Origin of the sequence: Dryocola baronae (assembly GCF_051297175.1) — a bacterium.
Lineage (GTDB): Bacteria > Pseudomonadota > Gammaproteobacteria > Enterobacterales > Enterobacteriaceae > Dryocola.
Genome location: NZ_JBINNY010000001.1, coordinates 3,334,192 through 3,352,536 on the forward strand (window position 1 = coordinate 3,334,192; position 18,345 = coordinate 3,352,536).

At 59.0% G+C, this 18,345-nt stretch carries 16 protein-coding genes; 7 read left to right on the forward strand and 9 right to left on the reverse strand.

Going from position 1 to position 18,345, the window contains the following annotated elements:
* Positions 1 to 33: 33 nt before the first annotated feature.
* Complete coding sequence (gene bglX, locus ACSPHG_RS15880) at positions 34 to 2,331, reverse strand: beta-glucosidase BglX (RefSeq protein ID WP_435954472.1); 2,298 nt, start codon at positions 2,329 to 2,331, stop codon at positions 34 to 36.
* Positions 2,332 to 2,531: 200 nt separating this feature from the next.
* Between bglX and dld the strand changes: the two genes are divergently transcribed.
* Complete coding sequence (dld, locus tag ACSPHG_RS15885) at positions 2,532 to 4,277, forward strand: D-lactate dehydrogenase (RefSeq protein ID WP_435954473.1); 1,746 nt, start codon at positions 2,532 to 2,534, stop codon at positions 4,275 to 4,277.
* A 116-nt stretch (positions 4,278 to 4,393) separates the two neighbouring features.
* Complete coding sequence (locus ACSPHG_RS15890) at positions 4,394 to 4,945, forward strand: GNAT family N-acetyltransferase (protein ID WP_435954474.1); 552 nt, start codon at positions 4,394 to 4,396, stop codon at positions 4,943 to 4,945.
* A 60-nt stretch (positions 4,946 to 5,005) separates the two neighbouring features.
* On the opposite strand, the gene ACSPHG_RS15895 is transcribed toward ACSPHG_RS15890, so the two are convergent.
* From ACSPHG_RS15895 to budA, 3 genes are read right to left on the reverse strand one after another with little or no spacing between them, the layout of a single operon-like run.
* The gene (locus ACSPHG_RS15895; protein WP_435954475.1) at positions 5,006 to 5,776 is read right to left on the reverse strand and encodes a (S)-acetoin forming diacetyl reductase; all 771 of its coding nucleotides are present in this window, start codon (positions 5,774 to 5,776) and stop codon (positions 5,006 to 5,008) included.
* Positions 5,777 to 5,796: 20 nt separating this feature from the next.
* Entirely contained in the window at positions 5,797 to 7,476 is a 1,680-nt protein-coding gene (gene alsS / locus ACSPHG_RS15900) for an acetolactate synthase AlsS (RefSeq protein ID WP_435954476.1), read from the reverse strand.
* A gap of 21 nt (positions 7,477 to 7,497) precedes the next feature.
* Entirely contained in the window at positions 7,498 to 8,280 is a 783-nt protein-coding gene (gene budA / locus ACSPHG_RS15905; protein ID WP_435954477.1) for an acetolactate decarboxylase, read from the reverse strand.
* 103 nt (positions 8,281 to 8,383) lie between these two features.
* Here budA and ACSPHG_RS15910 point away from each other — a divergent pair, with 103 nt between their 5' ends.
* Positions 8,384 to 9,256 (forward strand): LysR family transcriptional regulator, encoded by an 873-nt coding sequence (locus tag ACSPHG_RS15910; protein ID WP_435954478.1) that lies wholly within the window; start codon positions 8,384 to 8,386, stop codon positions 9,254 to 9,256.
* A gap of 59 nt (positions 9,257 to 9,315) precedes the next feature.
* Here the strand turns inward: ACSPHG_RS15910 and pbpG are convergent, their stop codons facing one another.
* Positions 9,316 to 10,257 carry a D-alanyl-D-alanine endopeptidase gene (pbpG, locus tag ACSPHG_RS15915; protein WP_435954479.1) on the reverse strand — a complete coding sequence of 314 codons (942 nt, stop codon included), beginning with the start codon at positions 10,255 to 10,257 and terminating at the stop codon, positions 9,316 to 9,318.
* A 196-nt stretch (positions 10,258 to 10,453) separates the two neighbouring features.
* The gene (locus ACSPHG_RS15920) at positions 10,454 to 11,041 is read right to left on the reverse strand and encodes a Yip1 family protein (protein ID WP_435954480.1); all 588 of its coding nucleotides are present in this window, start codon (positions 11,039 to 11,041) and stop codon (positions 10,454 to 10,456) included.
* A 166-nt stretch (positions 11,042 to 11,207) separates the two neighbouring features.
* On the opposite strand from ACSPHG_RS15920, the gene ACSPHG_RS15925 reads away from it, so the two are divergent.
* Entirely contained in the window at positions 11,208 to 11,777 is a 570-nt protein-coding gene (locus ACSPHG_RS15925) for a DedA family protein (protein WP_435954481.1), read from the forward strand.
* Here ACSPHG_RS15925 and ACSPHG_RS15930 read toward each other — a convergent pair.
* Both ACSPHG_RS15930 and mdtQ read right to left on the reverse strand, forming a co-directional pair.
* Positions 11,774 to 12,547, reverse strand: coding sequence for an SDR family oxidoreductase (locus ACSPHG_RS15930; RefSeq protein ID WP_435954482.1), 774 nt, complete (start codon positions 12,545 to 12,547; stop codon positions 11,774 to 11,776). The two genes, ACSPHG_RS15925 and ACSPHG_RS15930, sit on opposite strands and share 4 nt — an antisense overlap.
* A gap of 57 nt (positions 12,548 to 12,604) precedes the next feature.
* The gene (gene mdtQ / locus ACSPHG_RS15935) at positions 12,605 to 14,047 is read right to left on the reverse strand and encodes a multidrug resistance outer membrane protein MdtQ (RefSeq protein ID WP_435954483.1); all 1,443 of its coding nucleotides are present in this window, start codon (positions 14,045 to 14,047) and stop codon (positions 12,605 to 12,607) included.
* A gap of 284 nt (positions 14,048 to 14,331) precedes the next feature.
* On the opposite strand from mdtQ, the gene ACSPHG_RS15940 reads away from it, so the two are divergent.
* From ACSPHG_RS15940 to ACSPHG_RS15950, 3 genes are all read left to right on the forward strand, one after another.
* On the forward strand, positions 14,332 to 15,069 hold the full coding sequence (locus ACSPHG_RS15940) for a class I SAM-dependent methyltransferase (protein ID WP_435954484.1): 738 nt from the start codon (positions 14,332 to 14,334) through the stop codon (positions 15,067 to 15,069).
* Positions 15,070 to 15,195: 126 nt separating this feature from the next.
* Positions 15,196 to 15,279: a small membrane protein YohP gene (gene yohP, locus ACSPHG_RS15945; protein ID WP_072011146.1), complete on the forward strand. Its 84-nt coding sequence runs from the start codon at positions 15,196 to 15,198 to the stop codon at positions 15,277 to 15,279.
* Positions 15,280 to 15,364: 85 nt separating this feature from the next.
* On the forward strand, positions 15,365 to 16,279 hold the full coding sequence (locus tag ACSPHG_RS15950) for a LysR family transcriptional regulator (RefSeq protein WP_435954485.1): 915 nt from the start codon (positions 15,365 to 15,367) through the stop codon (positions 16,277 to 16,279).
* A 659-nt stretch (positions 16,280 to 16,938) separates the two neighbouring features.
* Here ACSPHG_RS15950 and ACSPHG_RS15955 read toward each other — a convergent pair.
* Positions 16,939 to 18,333 (reverse strand): glycoside hydrolase family 1 protein, encoded by a 1,395-nt coding sequence (locus ACSPHG_RS15955; protein WP_435954486.1) that lies wholly within the window; start codon positions 18,331 to 18,333, stop codon positions 16,939 to 16,941.
* Positions 18,334 to 18,345 lie beyond the last annotated feature (12 nt).

Here is an 18,345-nt window from a genome sequence, read left to right on the forward strand (position 1 = left end):
GCGAGGAGGGACGGCGCTACGGGTTACGCTAGCTTACTTCAGTTCAAACTCGCCGCGCTTCACGCGGGCAGAGTCCAGCCCGATAAACACGTTGAATTTGCCCGGCTCGGCGTCGTACTTCATCTGCGCGTTCCAGAACTTCAGCCCCTCGATGTCAATTGGGAAGCTGACGGTCTGGGTTTCACCCGGCTTGAGCATCACCTTCTTAAAGCCTTTCAGCTCTTTGACCGGGCGGCTCATCGAGGCGGTAACGTCCTGCAGGTACATCTGCACCACGGTTTCACCCGCGCGGTCGCCGGTGTTTTTCACGTCCACGGTGGCTTCCACTTTGCCGTCGCGCGTCATCGTTGGCGCGGACATTTTCACGTCAGACACTGTGAAGGTGGTGTAGCTCAGGCCGTAGCCAAACGGATACAGCGGGCCGTTCGCTTCGTCGAAGTAGCGCGAGGTGTACTTGTTCGGTTTTTCCGGGTTGTACGGGCGGCCGGTGTTCAGGTGGCTGTAGTAGGTTGGGATCTGACCTACGGAGCGCGGGAAGGACATCGGCAGTTTGCCGGACGGGTTGTAGTCACCGAACAGCACGTCGGCCACGGCGTTGCCGCCCTCGGTGCCCGCGTACCAGGCTTCAAGCAGCGCGTCGGACTGCTGGTCTTCCTTCACCAGCGCCAGCGGACGACCGTTCATCAGCACCAGCACCAGCGGTTTGCCGGTCGCTTTCAGGGCGGCAATCAGATCGCGCTGGCTCTGCGGCAGCACCAGGTCGGTGCGGCTGGAGGCTTCATGCGCCATGCCCTGCGCCTCGCCCACTACCGCCACCACCACGTCGGCGTTCTTCGCGGCGCCTACCGCCTCATCAATCATCTCTTTCGGCGTGCGCGGGTCAACCTGCACCGCCGGTTCGTACTGGTTCAGGAAGTCAACGATGTCTTTCTGGTCGGTGACGTTCGCGCCTTTGACGTGAACCACTTTGGCCTGGTCGCCAACGGCGTTCTGAATGCCCTGCAGGACGGTCACGGTTTGATCCGCAACGCCCGCCGCAGACCAGCTGCCCATAACGTCACGCTTGCTGTCCGCCAGCGGGCCAACCACCGCAATGGTGCCGGACTTTTTCAGCGGCAGCGTTTGCAGGCGGTTTTTCAGCAGCACTAAGCTTTCGCGCGCCACGTCGCGGGCCTCTTTACGATGCAGGCGGCTCTCGGCGTTGGTGTCTTCCGGGTCAGACTCTTTCGGCCCAAGGTGGCTGTACGGGTCGTTAAATAGCCCCATGTCGTACTTCACGTTCAGCACGTGGCGGGTAGCGTCATCCAGCTCCGCCTGGGATACCTCGCCGCTTTTCACCAGCTCCGGCAGGTATTTGCTGTAGTACTCGTCGCTCATGCTCATGTTGATGCCGGAGTTAAGCGCCACGCGCACGGCGTCTTTCGGGTCGCTCGCCACGCCGTGCTTGATAAGCTCTTTGATGGCCCCATGGTCGGAAATGGTGATGCCTTTAAACTTCCAGTCGTCGCGCAGCAGGTCTTTTAGCAGCCAGCTGTTGGAGGTGGCAGGCGTGCCGTTGATGGAGTTCAGCGCCACCATCACCCCGCCGCTGCCCGCGTCCAGCGCGGCCTTGTACGGCGGCATATAGTCGTTGAACAGGCGCTGCGGGCTCATGTCCACGGTGTTGTACTCTTTACCGCCTTCCACCGCGCCGTAGGCCGCGAAGTGCTTCACGCTGGTCATCACCGAGTAGCGGTCCGCCGGGCTTTTGCCCTGCATCGCTTCTACCATGGTGCGGCCCATGATGGAGGTTAAATAAGTGTCTTCGCCAAAGCCCTCGGAGACGCGGCCCCAGCGCGGATCGCGCGAGACGTCGACCATCGGTGCCCAGGTCATGTTCAGGCCGTCGTCCGCCGCTTCATAGGCGGAAACGCGCCCGACGGTTTTCACCGCTTCAAGGTTGAAGGAAGACGCTAAGCCAAGGCTGATAGGGAAAACGGTACGCTGGCCGTGCACCACGTCGTAGGCGAAGAATAACGGGATTTTCAGGCGGCTCAGGCTCATCACCTGGTCTTGCATAATGCGGATGTCGTGGCGGGTCACGGTATTGAAGATGGCCCCAACCTGCCCGCTTTTGATCATTTCACGAATGGCTTCTTTTGGGTTGTCTGGCCCAACGCTAATTAACCGCAGCTGACCGATTTTTTCGTCGTTAGTCATTTTGGTCAGCAAATCCGAGACGAACGCGTCACGCGCTTCCGGGGTCAGCGGGTGCGGGCCAAACATTTCGGAGGCACAGGCCGGTTGCAGTGCGAGGCTAACCGCGATACCTACAGAACAGAGCCATTTCATGGGGTTTACTCTCTTGCTCAAGCCGCTCTCGGGGAGCAGCACATTGTGATAAGAGCAGCAGTGTGCCACAACGTTACGCGGGTAAGAAGAGCGGCTGCGGTGTTAAATGCTGATTTTTCGAGCGTTTCAGAAGAATCATTATGGTTTTGCGAGCTATGCTTGAAGACGAGAATTTTTGTGCCATCACAAGGAGTGGGACCATGTCCGTATCCGCACATTCTGACAGTCAAACCTTTATAAATGAACTGAACCGCCTGGTTGGCAGCCATCACGTATTGACCGACGCCGCAAAAACCGCCCGCTATCGTAAAGGCTTCCGCTCCGGCCAGGGCGAGGCGCTTGCCGTGGTATTCCCCGGATCGCTAATCGAGCTGTGGCGCGTGCTGAGCGCCTGCGTAGCCGCCGATAAAATCATTCTGATGCAGGCCGCCAACACCGGCCTGACCGAAGGCTCAACGCCGAGCGGCAACGACTACGACCGTCAAATCGTAATCATCAGCACCCTGCGTCTGGACAAGCTACAGCTGCTCGATAACGGCAAGCAGGTGCTCGCCTTCCCCGGCAGCACGCTGTATCAGCTTGAAAAAGCGCTCAAGCCGCTGGGGCGCGAGCCGCATTCGGTGATCGGTTCGTCGTGCATCGGCGCGTCGGTAATCGGCGGGATCTGTAACAACTCCGGGGGTTCCCTGGTGCAGCGCGGCCCGGCCTATACCGAAATGGCGCTCTACGCGCGGATTGACGAACAGGGCAAGCTGACGCTGGTAAACCACCTGGGGATTGATTTGGGCGCAACGCCCGAGCAGATCCTCGGCAAGCTGGACGACGAGCGCGTCAGGCCCGAGGACGTGCTGCACGATAACCGCCAGGCCTCCGACCACAACTATGCCGAGCGGGTGCGCGACGTAAACGCCGACACGCCCTCGCGCTTTAACGCCGACCCAAGCCGCCTGTTCGAAGCGTCCGGCTGCGCGGGCAAGCTGGCGGTGTTCGCCGTGCGCCTCGATACCTTTGTCGCGCAAAAGCACAGCGAAGTGTTTTACATCGGCACCAACCGGCCGGAAGTGCTGACCGAAATCCGCCGCTATATTCTGGCGAACTTCAAAAATCTGCCGGTGGCCGGAGAGTATATGCACCGGGATATCTACGACATCGCCGAGGTGTACGGTAAAGACACCTTTATGATGATCGACAAGATGGGCACCGACAAAATGCCGTTCTTCTTTACCGTGAAGGGCCGCGTGGACGCAGCGCTTGAGAAGGTGCCGTTTATCAAGCCGCACTTTACCGACCGCACGCTGCAACGCCTGAGCGCCGTTTTCCCGCGCCACCTGCCGCCGCGCATGAAGTCCTGGCGCGATAAATACGAACACCACCTGCTGCTGAAAATGTCCGGCGAAGGCATTGCCGAAGCGCGCGAATGGCTGGACAGCTACTTCCAGCAGGCCGAAGGCGCGTTCTTTGCCTGTACGCCGGCCGAAGGGGCAAAAGCCTTCCTGCACCGCTTTGCCGCCGCGGGCGCTGCCGTGCGTTACCACGCCGTACATGCCGACGAGGTGGAGGATATTCTCGCGCTGGATATCGCCCTGCGCCGCAACGACCGGGACTGGTTTGAGCACCTGCCACCGGAAATCAGCAGCCAGATCAGCCACAGCCTGTACTACGGCCACTTTATGTGCCACGTCTTCCACCAGGATTACATCGTCAAGAAAGGGGTAGACGTTCACGCGCTGAAGGAGCAAATGCTTGAATTGCTTCGTCTGCGCGGCGCGCAGTATCCGGCAGAGCATAACGTCGGTCATTTGTACGAAGCGCCAGAAACGTTAAAACAATTTTATAAGGCAAACGATCCAACCAACAGCATGAACCCGGGCATTGGCAAAACAACCAAGCACAAATGGTGGGGTGAGAGCGTTTGCAGCCATACAACCCCGCATGATAAACACTGATCCGACCTGTCAACGACCACGCCAGGGGCTATATTTCGCCTACTTTTCGTACTAGATTAGCGGGAATTCAGGGTGGGGGAGAGACTCCGCCCGCATCCCAGCTCAGAGGTTCGAAAATGTCAGTGGTCGAAACATTACCGTTTACACGCCTGGACATTGAGGAAGCGACGCCCGACGATCTCCCGGCCATCACGGCTATTTACGAATGGCATGTCCTCCACGGGCGCGGATCTTTTGAGGAAACGCCGCCCAGCGTGCAGCAAATGAGAGAACGTTTACACGCCGTTCGCGAGCAGGGTCTGCCCTGGCTGGTCGCTCGCTACGACGGTATCGCGGTGGGCTACTGCTACGCCACCGTTTACCGCCCCCGCCCCGCCTACCGCTTCACCATCGAAGATTCCGTCTATATCGACGCGAGCATGACGGGCCGCGGCATCGGCGGCGAGCTGCTGGGCGCGCTGATTACCCGCTGCGAACAGGGCCCGTGGCGTCAAATGGTGGCGATTATCGGCGACGGCGAAAAGAACACCGGCTCCTGTCGGCTGCATAAGCAGTTTGGCTTTGAGGTGGTGGGGAATTTACGCAGCGTGGGCTTCAAGCTTGGCGACTGGCGCGACACGCTGATCATGCAGCGCCCGCTCAACGACGGCGACTGGACGGCACCCTAAGATGTAAAAAAGCCTTTGGGATACCCCAAAGGCAAACATGTCAGAGCAGTTTTTATTGATTTAGTTGAACACCATCCCGCCGTCGATCAGCAGCGATTGTCCGGTCATATAGTCAGAATCCGGCCCGGCCAGGTAGGCCACGCAGGCCGCCACGTCTTCCGGTTCTGACAGACGCCCAAGCGTAATACGTTTCGCAAATTCAGCCGTTCCGTAGCCCAGCGGTTTCCCCGCCGCCTCGGACACCTGCCTGTCGATTTCCGCCCACATCGGCGTTTTGACGATCCCCGGACAGTAACCGTTTACGGTGATGCCGAGCGGCGCCAGGTCTTTGGCCGCGGTTTGCGTCAGCCCGCGCACCGCGAATTTGCTGGAGCTGTAAACCGCGAGTTCCGGGTTGCCCACGTGGCCCGCCTGCGAGCAGGCGTTAATGATTTTGCCGCCGTGGCCCTGCGCCCTGAAGGCTTTTACCGCCGCCTGGATCCCCCAAATCACGCCTTTAACATTGATGTTGTAGACTTTGTCGACGATCTCCGGAGTAATCTCTTCGATCGGCGTGGAAGGCGCTACGCCCGCGTTGTTGACGATCACGTTGAAGTCGCCCAGGTTCTGGCGCGCCTTCTCCACCGCTGCAAAGACCTGGTCGCGGTCAGATACGTCCACCGTGACGCCCAGCGCCTGGCCGCCGCTGCGGTTAATTTCATCGGCCACCTCTTTGGCCGTGGTGGCGTTATAGTCCGCTACCGCGACGGCAAAACCGTCTTTTGCCAGACGCAGCGCGATTGCCTTGCCGATCCCCTGACCGGCCCCGGTGACGAATGCTACTTTTTTCATCGTTATATCCCTTTGTTTATTCAAAGAATCTGGCTGAGGTGGAGCTGTCCCATCAGCAGCGGGTTATCGCTGTAGTCCACGGGAATCGCCACCACGGCCGGTCCGTCAACGTCCATCGCCGCGCGCAGCGTTGGCTCAAGCTCGGCGGCGCTTTCCACCGCAAAGCCTTTGGCTCCAAAGGCGTCGGCATAGGCTTTAAAATCGACCGGGCCGAAGTTCACGCCGGAAAGGCGCTGGTATTTTTTCTCTTCCTGGATAGCCACCATGTTGTAGGCGTTATCCACCCAGATGATGTGCAGCACATTTGCGCCGAGGCGAACCGCCGTTTCCAGCTCCATGCTGGACTGTAAAAAGCCGCCGTCGCCGGACACGGAAACCACCTTGCGCTGCGGATTAACCAACCACGCCCCGATGGCCCACGGCAGCGCCACGCCCATCGTCTGCTGGCCGTTGGAGATCATGATCTGGCGCGCGCGGAAGCTGTAGAGGTAGCGGGCGATCCAGATGTGGAAACTGCCCATGTCTACCGTCAGCGTGACGTCATCGTTCACGATGTCCTGCATCGCCCGCACGATGCGCAGCGGGTGCAGGGCGAACTGGTTAAGGTTAGCGCCCCGGCGGTTGAGCAGTTCGCGCTGGTGCTGTCTGTCGATGAGGATTTCGGACGCGCGCGGGCTGAGGATAAGCGGCTGATCGATCCGTTCCGCCAGCTTATCGAGCGTGCCCGCGATATCGCCAATCAGCTCGATATCCGGGGTGTAGTTGCGCTCTTCGTAGGCGGGCAGCACGTCGATATGCACAAGCGTTGCGCTGCCGGTGTTCCACATCGCCGGCTCGTATTCCACCGGGCTGTAGCCGATGCAGACAATCAGGTCCGCGAGGTGCAGAAGGCGGTCGCCCGCCTGGTTGTTGAACAGGCCGACGCGCCCGGCAAAACGGGTAAAGTGCTGCTGGTTGACCGCGCCCGCCGCCTGGTAGGTGCTGGTGACCGGGATATGGCTTTTCTCAAGCAGCTTATGAATCGCGCGGCTGTTTTCGGTCTGGCTCGCCATCAGGCCCAGCAGGAAGACGGGATTTTTGGCTTTGCCGATAAGCTCGGCGACTTTCTCAATCGCGCCGTCCGGCGCTGCGCCGGAGCGAATGACGCCGCCGGTGGCAAATATATTGCCGCTGGCCGGTTCATCGACGATATCCTGCGGCAGGCTGACAAAGGCGCTGCCGGGGCGGCCATGCTCGGCGGAACGGAACGCGTTGGACACCACTTCCGCAATAGCGTCAGAAGAAGAAACCTCCACCGAATATTTGGTGACCGGCTGGAACATCGACACGGTGTCCATGCTCTGGTGAACCTGTTTTGCCTTATCGGCACGCTTCACCGCGCCGCCCAGCGCGACGACCGGATCGCCTTCGCTGTTGGCGGTCGCCATGCCGGTTATCAGGTTTGAACAGCCCGGCCCGGACGTGACGAGGGCCACGCCCGCTTTGCCGGTGATGCGCCCCACCGCCGCCGCCATAAACGCCGCGTTCGCCTCGTGGCGCACGGGGATTATCTGAATGCTGGAATCGAGCAGCGAGTCAAAAACCTTGTCGATTTTCGCCCCTGGAATACCAAATACCTGTTTGACACCCTGTGCTTCAAGCTGGCCAACAACCATGTCGGCACCGTGCGCCCACTGACGCACGTTTTTTTGATGTTCCATGGTCTCTCCTTCAGATGTGCATTAGTTCTCAACCGCGCGGATCGCGGCATCAAGGTTTTCCGGGTGCAGGTTCGCCCCGAGGAAAGCGCTGTCCGCCGGAAGATCGATCATTAATTTGTGAATTTCGCCGAAGGTCAGTTCGCCGTTTTCCAGCTGATAGTCGAGCAGATGCCCCCCGCCCTGACGGTCGTCGGTAATAAAGTGTTCGTGATAGCCCGCCACGTTGATGCCCTGCATGTGCTGCGGGGTGCGGAAGCCCACCAGCACGCCCTCGCGCCCGTTAAAGCGGAAGACCGGCTGGTCGTCCAGCACGTCGGTCATCGCACGGTAAGGCGGCGTCTGGCGCGGCACGGTGCGGGTATGGGCGTGATGGAAATGGCCGTCGATACGCAGCGCGCAGAAGATATTGTCGGAGGGGATTTGCCTGTCGATAATGTCGTGCAGCTGCTGGCGGTTAATGCGGCGTTCAATGTGGACGCGGTAATGTGGCTTGAACCAGGTCATCACCGCGAAGGGGGTTTTCTGCTCCGGGCGGGCCTCCCTCGCGCTGCCGTCGGAACGCAGCTGATAGACCTCGCTGTTGAAGGCAATCATCTCGCCGTCCAGCTCGTTGAAGGTTCCGAGGCCGAAGTCACCGTGGGTCAGGAGATCCGCCATGGTAGTGGTGCCTTCGTAAACCCCGCTGAGCAGCGCGCTCATTAGCGAGGTCTGATATATCATGTTTTCTGGATTATTTCTGGCGAAGGATTGCACCATCTCGATGACGCTTTCCTCGCAGGAACAATGGGTTGAGTGAACCGCCATTTCTTCCTCACCTTTTGAATGTTAAGAAACGTTGATATTATGTTGACTCGATTCAGTTCACAGTTCCAATATAAAACCCCCACGGGTTTGAGACGTTTTTGATATGGAACTCCGCTATCTTCGCTATTTCGTGGCTGTCGCACAGACCAGGCACTTCACCCGCGCCGCCGAAATGTTAGGCATTTCACAGCCGCCGTTAAGCCAGCAGATCCAAAGGCTGGAGCGCGAGGTCGGCACGCCGCTGCTGCACCGTTTGACGAGGGGTGTGGAACTCACCGAGGCCGGCGAGGCGTTTTACCAGGATGCCTGCCAGATCCTGGCGCAAAGCGACGCGGCGCTGGAAAAGGCGCGGGGCATCGCGCGCGGGGTGAACGGCAAGCTGTCGCTGGGTATCGCCAGCTCCAACGCCTTTCATCGCGGCATTTTCTCACTGCTGGGCCAGTTTCAGACGGGCTATCCGGCCATCGACCTTAAGCAAAAGGAAGCCAACATGGCGGCGCTGATGCAGGAGCTGGAAGAAGGTTTGCTGGACGTGGCGTTCGTGCGCCTGCCCTGCGAAAGCAGCAAGCGCTTCAACCTGAAGCTTATCGATGAAGAGCCGATGGTGATCGCCCTGCATAAGGATCATCCGCTGGCGGCAGAGGGGGCGTTAGATCTCCAGGCGCTGCGCGACGTGCCGCCCGTGCTGTTTCCGCAGGAGGTCGCGCCCGGCCTGTACGAACTGGTGTTTAACGCCTGCCTGCGGGCGGGAATCAATATGAAAAGCAAGCGCCAGGCGTCGCAGATTTCCTCGTCGTTAAGCATGGTCGCGGCGGGATTTGGCTTTGCGCTGGTGCCCGCGTCGCTAACCTGCATCAGCTTGCCCAACGTGAGTTTTCACCCCCTGCGCGGCGGCGAGCTAAAAACGGATATCGCGCTGGCGTGGCGAAAGTTCGAACGTTCACCGGCGGTGAAGCGGTTTGTGGAGATGCTGTAGCTGAGGGATATGGGGGATGAAAGGAAGCGCCCTGATTCATTTCAGGGCGGCTAATCAAACTAGTCGTCCTGCGCGTTACCCGCCACGGAGTTACTCACCATCTGCGCGGCCTTCTGCTTTTTGTAGCTCAGGGCGGAAGACGGCACCGGCGTGACCTTCCCGGTTTCCATCCAGTTGCGCAGGCGGTTGGCGTCGGCGAAATGGGTGTATTTGCCGAACGCGTCCAGCACCACCAGTGATACCGGGCGATTGTTAATCACCGTGCGCATCACCAGGCAGTGCCCGGCGTTGTTGGTGAAGCCGGTTTTGGTCAGCTGGATATTCCAGTTATCGCGGTACACCAGGTGGTTGGTATTGCGGAACGGCAGCGTGTACGGCGGGTTGCTGAAGGTCGCCATATCTTCTTTGGTGGTGCTGAGCTGGCCGAGCAGCGGATACTTCTTAGAGGCGATCAGCATTTTGGTGAGGTCGCGCGCGGTGGAAACGTTGTCTATCGACAGCCCGGTCGGCTCCACGTAGCGGGTGTGGGTCATGCCGAGGGATTTCGCTTTCGCATTCATCGCGCGGATAAACGCGTCGTACCCGCCGGGGTAATGGTGCGCGAGGCTCGCCGCCGCGCGGTTTTCTGACGACATCAGCGCCAGCAGCATCATGTTTTTGCGGCTGATTTTGCTGTTCAGGCGCACGCGCGAATAAATCCCTTTCATTTCCGGCGTGTGGCTAATGTCCACGCTCAGCATCTCATCCATCGGCAGATGGGCGTCCAGCACCACCATCGCGGTCATCAGCTTGGTGATCGACGCAATCGGACGCACCAGATCCGGGTGGCTTGAGTACAACACTTTATTGGTTTGCAGATCGACAATCATGGCGCTGCCGGAAGCGATCTCTTGCCCGGTGCTGGCAGGGGTCACGGTTTTGCTCGCGAGAGCCTGCGGTGCCAGCGGCACGGCGATCATTAGGGCAAGGCTGAACAACGAAAGACGGAGTTTTTTCGGCATGGTGGCGCTTCTGTAATTATTCCGGAATGTAATGGTTACCGCCGCTTATGTTCACAAGGCAAATGGAAAAAGCGAGGCGCCAGCATAATACTCTGACGCCTCGCGGATCGGCTAGCGGAGAATCGTAATCAATTTGTAATACCCTCTAGCATTCGAGCTGCAGCCAACGCCCCTGCAACGCGAAGGATGACGGGCATTAAAATAGACGGTATCCATAACCCCATAAGATTACCGACAGCGCCAGCAGCACTTCCAGCACCAGCACGCCGATGGCGAGCGTTGAGCTGGAGAAGCTCATACCCTCTTCCTGATTGATGTTGAGGAATTCAGGCACGCCGACGTACAGCAGGTAGCCGGTGTAGACCAGCGCCGCAGCACCCACCGCCACACATAGCCAGACCAGCGGATATAGCGCCACTACGCCGCTTAAAAACAGCGGAGTAGCTACATATCCGGCAAACACCATACAGCGCGCAAGGGACGGACGTTTCGGATAGTTTCTTGCCATCCACCAGATTACGCGGCCCATGACGGCGACCCCCGCCAGCATGAGCGCGTAGAAGAGTACGCCGAGATAAAACCCGGTAAACATCGACAGTTGAACGAATGTGCCATCGCCGAAATTCCAGCCGATTTGCGTGGTGCCAATAAAGGCGCAGATCACCGGGATGGCCGCCATAATCAAAACATGGTGCGTATAGTGGTGCGAGACCGTTTCGTTCTCGCGCTTAATTTCCTGCATTTCACGATTGGGATGGGATAGCAATCCCCAGACATGGTTCATAGGGCCTCCTGTCATGCAAATCCACAGCGATAGCAGCACCCTAATTATAATGCACAGCGATAGATTGTTTTTTAATCAAGTGAATTTAAATGTGTCGTTTAGCTGCAGGCGAGCCGTGGGGTTGTATGCTTAAAGGGTATTTTCAAAAGGAGAGTCTTTAAGCCCGATGGATATCAACAGCTTAATTCAGCACTACGGATACGCGGCCCTGATTGTAGGGAGTATGGCGGAAGGGGAAACCATCACGCTGCTCGGCGGCGTGATTGCCCACCAGGGGCTACTTAAGTTCCCGCTGGTGGTCGCTTCGGTGGCGCTCGGCGGGATGATCGGCGACCAGCTGCTTTACCTCGTCGGCCGCCGCTACGGCGGGTCAATCCTCTCCCGCTTCAAAAAGCATCAGAAGAAAATCACCAAGGCGCAGAAGCTTATCAACCGCCACCCTTACCTGTTCGTGATAGGCACCCGCTTTATGTACGGCTTTCGCATCATCGGCCCAATTCTAATCGGCGCAAGCCACCTGCCGCCGAAGGTGTTTCTGCCGCTCAATATTCTGGGCGCGATAATCTGGGCGCTGCTGTTTACCACGCTCGGCTATGTGGGCGGCGAAGTGATTGCCCCGTGGCTGCACAACCTCGACCAGCACTTTAAGCGCTGGATCTGGCTGGTCGGCGTGGTTGCGCTGGTGTGGCTGATTCGCCTGTGGTTCAAACATCGCGCAGGCAAAGAGCAGGACTAGCCTTTGGGCTTGAAATGGGGGTTGGCGAACATAAAGCCCCCGTCGACGATAAACGACTGGCCGGTGGTGTAGCTTGCGCTGTCCGAGCACAGCCAGGCCACCAGGCCCGCCACCTCTGCGGTTTCGCCCGCGCGCCCGAGGGGGATCTGCGGGATTTTGTTCTTCGCGCTGTCCCCTTCCTTCATATTGTTCATCGGCGTGGCGATAGCCCCCGGCGCTACGGCGTTGACCAGAATGTTGTGGTGCACCAGCTCCATCGCCATGGATTTTGTTAGCCCGCCCAGCGCGTGCTTTGCCGCCGTGTAGGCGCAGGCTTCCGGCAGCGGGGTGTGTTCATGCACCGAGGTGATATTAACGATTCTGCCGCCCTGCCCCTGCTGAACCATGGCGCGCGCCGCCTTCTGCGAGCATAAAAACGCGCCGTCCACGTCGACGGTAAACAGCTTGCGCCACTCTTCAAGCGTCACGTCCAAGAAGGGATTTTTACTCATGGCGCCCGCGTTGTTAACCAGCGCGTCGATACGCCCGAAGCGGCCTATCAGCTCGTCGATGCCCGCAGCGCCGTCCGGCAGATTGCCTAAATCAAGCTGGACGATTTCGGCCCGCCGCCCCAGCCCGCGAACCTGGCGCGCGGTTTCCTCCGCGCCCTGCTCGTCGGAATGCCAGGTAATGCCCACGTCATAGCCCTGATCCGCCAGCATCAGCGCGCACTTCTTGCCGATGCCGGAATCCGCCGCCGTTACGATTACGACCTTATTTGCAGCACTCATCACCACCTCCCGGACCCGTTTTTTAACCTGAAAACTAAGTATAGGAGGTGTTGAACGTTAAGCCTTGCTGGCCCGGTAGCCGCCGCCAAGGGCGCTGATGAGCTGCACGTCCGCATTCAGCCACTGGCCGTGAAGCTGAATGGCCTTGGCCTGCTCCGCGTAGTCAGGCAACGTCGCAGCGCTTAACCGCGCGCCGGAGATAAGACCGGCGTTGAAGCGCGCCTGGGCAAGGGTTTTCAGCTTTTGCGTCCCCTGCATGACGGCGAGCTGATGCTGATTTTCCGCCGCCAGCGCCGCAAGCTGGCTTGCCGCCTTCTCGACGTCGTTGACCGCGCCGACCACCGCCTTGTTATAGCTGGCAATCGACAGGTTGCTTTGCGCGCGCATGATATCCAGATTGGCGTTCAGCCGCCCGCTGTCGAAGATCGGCAGCGTCAGGCCCGCCGTGGCGCCCATCTGCTGCGCCGATCCACGGAACAGATCGCTCAGGTGCAGAGCGTCGTTTTGCAGGAAGGCACCGAGGTTGACGTCCGGGTAAAACGCGGCTTTGGCGGCGTCCACGCCCTGCAGCGACGCTTCTATATACCAGTGCGCCTCCTGCAGGTCGGGGCGGCGAGCCAGAAGTTCATACCCAAGCGTGGCCGGAAGCTGCTCTTTGACCTCCGGCAGCGGCTGGCGTTTTAGCGCCGGGAGCGAATCATTGCCGGTGATGGCGACCAGCTGCGCTTTCACCACGTTCATGCGCCCGGCGAGGTCGTCGAGCTGCTGCTCGGTTTTGGCATAGTCGATGTGGTTTTCAACGCCTTCTATCGACGAATTGATGCCGTGGGCGTACAGCTCTTTGTCGGTGTTAACGATATTTTGCTCGGCCTGCAGCCTGTGCTGCAAAACGTCCTGCAACGCCAGCAGCGTTTGCATATCCCAGTACAGGCGCACCACGCCTGCGGTAATCACCTGCTCCGCCTGGGCCAGCTCCGCCTGCCTGGCTTTAATCACGCCGACCTTCGCTTCGACCTCCGCCCGGTTTTTCCCCCACAGATCCAGATCCCAGCCCGCCGTCAGCCCGAAGGTGCCGTTGGTGTACCACGGCCCGGTAGTGCCCGCCGCCGGGTCGGTAATGGCAAACGGCCCCATCAGCCCTTCGGAGGACATTTTCTGCCGCTCAACGTCGGCTGAAAAATCGATCTGCGGGCCGTCGTTCGCCTCGGCCATCCGCGCCTGCGCCTGGGCAAGACGGATGCGCTGCTGAACGACGGCGAGATCCGGCGAGCCTTTAAGCGCCTGGTCCACCAGCAGATTGAGCTGCGCATCATGATAATCGTGCCACCAGCCGGTGCCGGGCCAGCCGTGGGCAAGCGCCGTGGGAAGCGGATTATTCAGCCGCTGGGCCGGGGCCTTTTGCTCAAGCGGGGCATCGTCTTTGTGCATTGGCGCACAGGCGGATAAAACGCAGGACAGCGCAACGGCGAGCGCCGCCCGAGGGAAACGGGTGGAAATCATAGTTAGCCAGAATGGAATTGAAAAAGCGCAGATTACGCATCCGGAAACAGAAACCTTTAGGTAACTGTGGCAATCCACACCCGGCAAAGAATGGACACAGATGGCAATTTATTCATCATATGAATTAATAAATTACGATTAATCCCGCGATCAAATAATCACCGCAATATGATAACAATTTGATCCCGTTATTTAGCACTTCCCCTTTATTTGGTTTACCGTACTTGGGTATGGGCTTTTCCGACGGGAGAGGCCCGACGCAGGCAAAGCATACAGGAGTTGCTATGACACAAAATATCTACGACAACCCGGCGTTTTTTGAAGGCTACGCCACGCTCGACCGCTCGATTAAGGGGCTGGACGGCGCGCCGGAATGGGCCACGATTCAGACGCTGCTGCCGGATCTTAAGGGCAAGAACATCGTCGATTTAGGCTGCGGCTACGGCTGGTTCTGCCGCTACGCGCGCGACCAGGGCGCGGCGCGGGTTTTGGGGCTGGACGTTTCGGTAAAAATGCTCGAAAAAGCCGCCCAGATGACGAGCGGCACGGGCATTGAATACCGCCGCGAAGACCTTGAAAGGCTGACGCTTCCCGCGCAAAGCCTCGACCTTGCGTACAGCTCGCTGGCGCTGCACTATCTCGAGAACATTGCTACGCTGTTCGCCGCGCTGGAAAAAGCGCTGGTGCCCGGCGGCATGCTGGTGTTTTCGGCGGAGCACCCCATCTACACCGCGCCGCTACAGCAGGGCTGGCTTGCCGACCAGACGGGGCAAAAATCCTGGCCGGTGAATCACTATCAGCAGGAGGGCGAACGCATCAGCAACTGGTTTGCCGACGGCGTGAAAAAGCAGCATCGTAAACTTTCGACCTGGATCAACGCGCTCACCGCCGCCGGGTTCATTGTTGAAAAACTCGACGAATGGGGGCCGAGCGCCGAACAAATCGCGCAAAACCCGGCGCTCGACGAAGAAAAAGAGCGCCCGATGATTTTCCTGCTCGCCGCCCGCAAACCGCAGGCCTGATTAGCCTAAGCCCTTTCTTTCGCTCTTCTTTTTATCCTAATTTCCGCTTACGGGGAGGCAACTCCCCCCGCTTCGCGCATCCTTGCCTATACTGTTAAAACATCAGCTGAAAAACAGGGAGCATTCATGAAAATTATTCTTTGGGCAATTTTGATCATCTTTATTATTGGCTTACTGGTCGTCACCGGCGTCTTCAAAATGATCTTCTGATTTAACGGGGTGTCATTCCCGTGGCACCCCGGCTTGCAAACCCTCCCCCACCCTCTTATTATCACGCCAATTGATTGGAGTGATGATGACTATCAAAGAGAATGATTTTCGCAAGATCGATCTGAATTTGCTGATCGCCTTTGCGGTGCTGTTCCGCGAGCAGAGCGTTTCGCTGGCGGCAGATAAACTGCACCTCGGCCAGCCTGCGGTCAGCGGGTCGCTTGCTCGCCTGCGCGAAATGTTCGACGACCCGCTATTTATCCGCAGCGGCCACCGCATGCAGCCCACGGCCCGCGCCACCGAGCTGCACACCGAGCTGATGCCGCTCCTCGAGCAGCTGCAAAGCGCGCTGTTCCAACAGGCGGAATTCAACCCGGCAAACGCAAAAGCTACCGTGACGCTCGGCATGACCGACTGGATGGAAATGTGGCTGATGCCGCGCCTCGTCCCGGCCCTGCGCGCCGAAGCGCCGGGCGTGCGCCTGAACGTCGTGGCAAGCGATCCCTTCACCGACGCCCAGCGGCTCGAGGGCGGCGAGCTGGATATGGCGATTAGCGCCGTAAGCCAGTCCGCCCGCTGGATGGAGCGCGAGGTGTTAACGCAGATGGCGTTTATTGCCCTCTGGCACCCGTCGCAGCTCCAGCTTGACGCGCCGCTCACGCCGGAGCTTTACGCCGCGCAGCAGCACGTTATGGTGAGCTATCGCGAAGCCAGCGGCAGCCACATCGACACACAGCTCGGCAAGCAGGGGCACAAACGCGAGGTTTGCTACACGACGCCGCACTTTGCCGCCCTGCCCGGCCTGCTGATGCAGATGCCCGCGCTTGCGACGGTGCCGCAGGGGTTAAGCGAAGGCTGGCAGCAGACGTGGGGCTTAAAAAGCAGCCCGCTGCCGCTCGACGTCGCGCCGCTCGAAGTGGCGCTATCGTGGCACCAGCGCCATAACAGCGATGCGGCGCTAATGTGGGTGCGCGGGTTTATTAAGCGTCTGGTGGGATAATTGTCGGATGGCGCTTCGCTTATCCGACCTACGATTCCATTGCGGGATAATTGTCGGATGGCGCTTTGCTTATCCGACCTATGGTGCCATTGCGGGATAATTGCCGGATGGCGCTTCGCTTATCCGACCTACGGTGCCATTGCGGGATAATTGTCGGATGGCGCTTTGCTTATCCGACCTACGGTGCCATTGCGGGATAATTGTCGGATGGCGCTTTGCTTGTCCGACCTACGGTGCCATTGCGGGATAATTGTCGGATGGCGCTTTGCTTATCCGACCTACGGTGCCATTGCGGGATAATTGCCGGATGGCGCTTTGCTTATCCGACCTACGATTCCATTGCGGGATAATTGTCGGATGGCGCTTTGCTTGTCCGACCTACGGTGCCATTGCGGGATAATTGTCGGATGGCGCTTTGCTTATCCGACCTACGGTGCCATTGCAGGATAATTGCCGGATGGCGCTTTGCTTATCCGACCTACGGAGCCATTGCGGGATAATTGCCGGATGGCGCTTCGCTTATCCGACCTACGGTGCCATTGCGGGATAATTGCCGGATGGCGCTTTGCTTATCCGACCTACGGTTCCTACAATCCAAATACGATTCGAGGGTAATTTGTAGGGCGGATAAGCGTTAGCGCCATCCGCCGCCGGTTCCCTTACTCTTTCAAGCTCCCGCCGTTGGTGGCAATCACCTCTTTATACCAATAGAAGCTTTTCTTGCGCGAACGCGCCAGCGTGCCGTTGCCCTGGTCGTCGCGGTCAACGTAGATAAAGCCGTAGCGCTTGGACAGCTCCGCCTTCGAGGCGCTCACCAGATCGATTGGCCCCCAGCAGGTGTAGCCGAGCACCTGTACCCCGTCCTCAATCGCCTCGCGCACCTGCACCAGGTGGTCGTTGAGATAGCTGATGCGATAGTCGTCATGCACCGTGCCGTCGGCTTCGAGCTTGTCCCTGGCGCCGAGGCCGTTTTCCACGATAAACAGCGGTTTTTGATAGCGATCCCACAGCTCGTTGAGCAGGATGCGTAGGCCAATCGGGTCAATCTGCCAGCCCCATTCCGAGCTCGCCAGATGCGGGTTCGGCACCATGCTGAGGATATTGCCGCGCGCCTTCGCGTTCACCTCTTCATCCGCCGACACGCAGCCGGTCATGTAGTAGCTAAACGAGATAAAGTCGACGGTAGTTTTCAGCGCCTCGCGGTCGCTCTCGCTGATGTCCAGTTCGATGCCGTTATCCCGGAAGTAGCGCAGCATGTAGCCCGGGTATTCGCCGCGGCACTGAACGTCGCCGAAGAACAGCCAGGTGCGGTTCTCTTTAAGCGTTTCCAGCACGTCTTCCGGCCTGCACGTCAGCGGATAAACCAGGCCGCCGAGCAGCATATTGCCGATGCGCGCGTCCGGGATTATTTCGTGGCAGGCCTTTACCGCCAGGGCGCTTGCCACCAGTTGGTGATGAATCGCCTGGTAGATTTGCGCCCTGCTGCTGTCTTCCGGCAGGCCGACGCCGGTCATCGGCGCGTGCAGCGACATGTTGATTTCATTGAAGGTTAGCCACAGCTTCACCTTGTTCTTAAAGCGCGTGAAGACGGTGCGGGCATAGCGTTCGAAGAAAGTAATGACCTCGCGATTCCCCCAGCCGCCGTAATTTTTTACCAGCCCCCACGGCATTTCGTAGTGGGAAAGCGTCACCATCGGCGTGATGTTGTGCTTTGCCAGCTCGTCGAACAGGCGGTCGTAATAGGCGAGGCCCGCCTCGTTCGGCGTTTGCTCATCGCCCTGCGGGAAGATGCGCGTCCAGGCTATCGAGACGCGCAGGCAGCTGAAGCCCATTTCGGCAAACAGCGAGATATCTTCCGGGTAGCGATGGTAAAAATCGATCGCCACGTCTTTGATGCCCGTGTCACCCTCCCTGCGCTCGACGACCTCGCCGAACAGCCCGTGCGGCTGGACGTCGGAGGTGGAGATCCCCTTGCCGTCCTCCTGCCATGCGCCTTCTACCTGATTTGCGGCTACCGCGCCGCCCCATAGAAACGTCTCGGGAAATGCTTTCATGTCCTTCTCCTT